This window comes from Acinetobacter sp. S4397-1, assembly GCF_024129285.1.
GTDB lineage: Bacteria > Pseudomonadota > Gammaproteobacteria > Pseudomonadales > Moraxellaceae > Acinetobacter > Acinetobacter lwoffii_C.
Genome location: NZ_JAMXXZ010000067.1, coordinates 1 through 2,594 on the forward strand (window position 1 = coordinate 1; position 2,594 = coordinate 2,594).

Genomic DNA, 2,594 nt, shown 5'->3' on the forward strand with positions numbered 1-2,594 from the left:
GTAAGCATCCGCTGAACGCCATCGCCAAGTTTTAACGGGGTTCAGGTTTCCAGCGGTGAGGTAGTAATTCTTCTATTTGGGGCACTTTATGTGTTGGCAACCTTTTCAGCACATCACTTAAATAGGCATACGGATCCAAGCCATTCAGCTTTGCTGACTGGATTAAAGTCATGATATTGGCAGCTCGTTGACCACTGCGCAGCGAACCTGCAAATAGCCAGTTCTTACGCCCCAAGGCCCAGGGACGCATTTGGTTCTCTATCCAATTATTGTCAATGGGTAGATTGCCATCATCCAGATAGCGGCTTAAAGCAGTCCAACGTTTTAGGCTGTAATTGATCGCCCGGGCGGTTGGAGAACTCGATGGCACCGTCAGCTGATGTTGGTTGAGCCATTCATATAGTTGTTGCATGACCGGTTGACTATGCTGTTGTCGGTATTCGCAGCGGTCTTCCGCTGTACCATCCGTCTTTTTTCTTAATTCTGCTTCTATCGCATATAATTTCTGAATCAGCACTAATGCCTGTTCAGCGACCTGACTTTTCTTGGTCACATGTAGTTCATGGAATTTACGACGTGCATGTGCCATGCAGCCCACCTCAATGACCTGACCTGATCTAAAGCGTGCTTTATAACCACTGTAATCATCACAGACCAAATGACCCTGCCAGCCTTTCAGGAAGTCTTCAGCATGCTGGCCAGAACGGCTATCTTGAAAGTCATAGATCACTGCCTGAACTGGATTGTACTGTGTGCTGGCATAGGCCCAGACATAACCTTTTTTGGGCTTTTTCTCATTTTCACCCATCTGCATGACCGTCACCGGTGTTTCATCTGCATGGATCACCTGCTGTTGCAGTACCACCTGTTTTAAGGCATTGGCCAGAGGTTCCAGTTCCACCCCACAGCGGCCAATCCAGTCAGATAACGTTGATCTAGACAGATCAACACCTGCGCGTAGAAAGATTTGACGTTGACGGTACAAAGGCAAATGATCGGCATACTTTGACACCAGCACATGGCTAAGCAATTCAGGTGAAGCAATGCCTTTATCAATCACATAGGCTGGCATCGCTTGCTGAGTCAGAGTGTCACACTGATCACAGACCCATTTACCACGCACATGCTGTTCCTTATAGAACTGTGCCGGTCTGAAATTCAGTTTTTCACTGACATCTTCACCGATACGACGCAAGGTACAGCCACAACTGCATTGTGTTGATTCAGGTTCATGCTCAATACGGAGGGTGTGTAGATGATCTGGCAACAGCCGACGTTTAGGTTTGTTGACTGGGGCTTTCTGTGCAGCTGCATTGGTTTTATCTGCATTCAGTCGTTCCAGTTCCAGATCAACCGCTGCAATATCTTCTTCAACCGCTTCATCCCAGAGATGGATTTGTTTTGCGGTTAGATGTTCGTTTTTACTGCCGAATTTATGCTGTTTAAATAGTGCAAGCTCATGCTCGTATTTTTGATTGAGAATAGAAAGATGTTGAACTTTAGAATCTAATTGCTGATTGGTGACTTCAAGATGTTGAACTCTGGCATCTAATTGCTGATTTGATTGTTCCAGTTGTTGTTTAGATTGTGCCAGAGACTGATGCTGCATCGCCAACTGTCTGGTAAATTCCAGCAGTTGTTCATGGGTCAGTTGGCTTAAATCAGGCAGCGTATTCATGACCGCAGTATGCCTGAGGTCATGATGCAGAGGAAATAGAACGTTTGGAGAATAGCAGAATGGATGAGCCTGGTTTAGAGCATTGTTACCACTTGCTGCAGTCCGATTCTTTGCCAGGGCAAACCCTGGATCAGTGCCTGTAACTGCTCCGGGCTGATCGCCATACTTTCACCCTGGTGAACTTTAGCCCAGTGGAATTTCCCCTGTTCCAGCCGCCGGGCACACAGCCAGATACCCAGTCCATCATGCACCAGCACTTTCATACGATGGCCACGCTTATTACAGAACAGGTAAGCGCAATGCGGTTTGATGTAGCCAAAGGCTCTCAGCACCTGAGCCATGGCTGTATCCATCCCTGCACGCATGTCCATCGGCTGGGTAGACAACCAGATCTCATCAATACGAATCATTGAGTCAAACCCTGGATCAGCAACAGTAATTCAGTTACTGACTCCACCGGCCAGTCGATCTCGATCATCTGATCCCTTGCGGAACTTGGTGCCTCATGTAATGGAATCCTGATATGAGCGACAGCTTTCTTCTCTGGCACAGGTGGTAGAGGTGCTTCTTGTTTGACTGGAGTCGGGTGAAGAATGACCGGAAGAAAGTCAGTCTGTGGAATGGATGGGGTTTTTAATGCAGGGGGCATTGATCTGGACTGACGAATCCATTTATGTAGCAGATTGGCATTGATCTGATGTTGCATTGCTACCTTGGCCACTGATGTATCTGGCTGCTGGCATTGCTGAATAAGTTGATGTTTAAATTCAGCTGTGAAGGTTCGACGGGGCTTTTTTAGCGTTGGTGCACTGTCTATAACTGTCTTTAAATCCATAAATAGGTGTCCACTTAAATTTAAGTGGACACTATCGCGGTATTAATGAGTTAGAAAAAGTGGGGTTCAGCGGACGCTTAC

The 2,594-nt window shown here is 46.8% G+C and carries 3 protein-coding genes; all 3 read right to left on the bottom strand.

Annotated elements, in window-relative coordinates; all coding sequences use genetic code 11:
- Positions 1–31: 31 nt before the first annotated feature.
- The 3 genes from NI467_RS14460 to NI467_RS14470 all read right to left on the bottom strand — a co-directional run bounded on the left by NI467_RS14460 (position 32) and on the right by NI467_RS14470 (position 2,513).
- A complete protein-coding gene (locus NI467_RS14460) occupies positions 32–1,678 on the bottom strand; it encodes an IS66-like element ISAba17 family transposase (RefSeq protein WP_001094416.1) in 1,647 nt (548 codons plus the stop codon).
- Between the two features lie 74 nt (positions 1,679–1,752).
- Positions 1,753–2,088: an IS66 family insertion sequence element accessory protein TnpB gene (tnpB, locus tag NI467_RS14465; protein ID WP_000618090.1), complete on the bottom strand. Its 336-nt coding sequence runs from the start codon at positions 2,086–2,088 to the stop codon at positions 1,753–1,755.
- On the bottom strand, positions 2,085–2,513 hold the full coding sequence (locus NI467_RS14470; RefSeq protein WP_000364662.1) for a transposase: 429 nt from the start codon (positions 2,511–2,513) through the stop codon (positions 2,085–2,087). Before NI467_RS14470 ends, tnpB begins: the two co-directional genes overlap by 4 nt.
- Between the last annotated feature and the right edge of the window lie 81 nt (positions 2,514–2,594).

Bases quoted from the DNA above. Each gene is read 5' to 3' on its own strand.
- NI467_RS14460 (WP_001094416.1), bottom strand. From the start codon at position 1,678: ATGAATACGCTGCCTGATTTAAGCCAACTGACCCATGAACAACTGCTG.
- tnpB (WP_000618090.1), bottom strand. From the start codon at position 2,088: ATGATTCGTATTGATGAGATCTGGTTGTCTACCCAGCCGATGGACATG.
- NI467_RS14470 (WP_000364662.1), bottom strand. From the start codon at position 2,513: ATGGATTTAAAGACAGTTATAGACAGTGCACCAACGCTAAAAAAGCCC.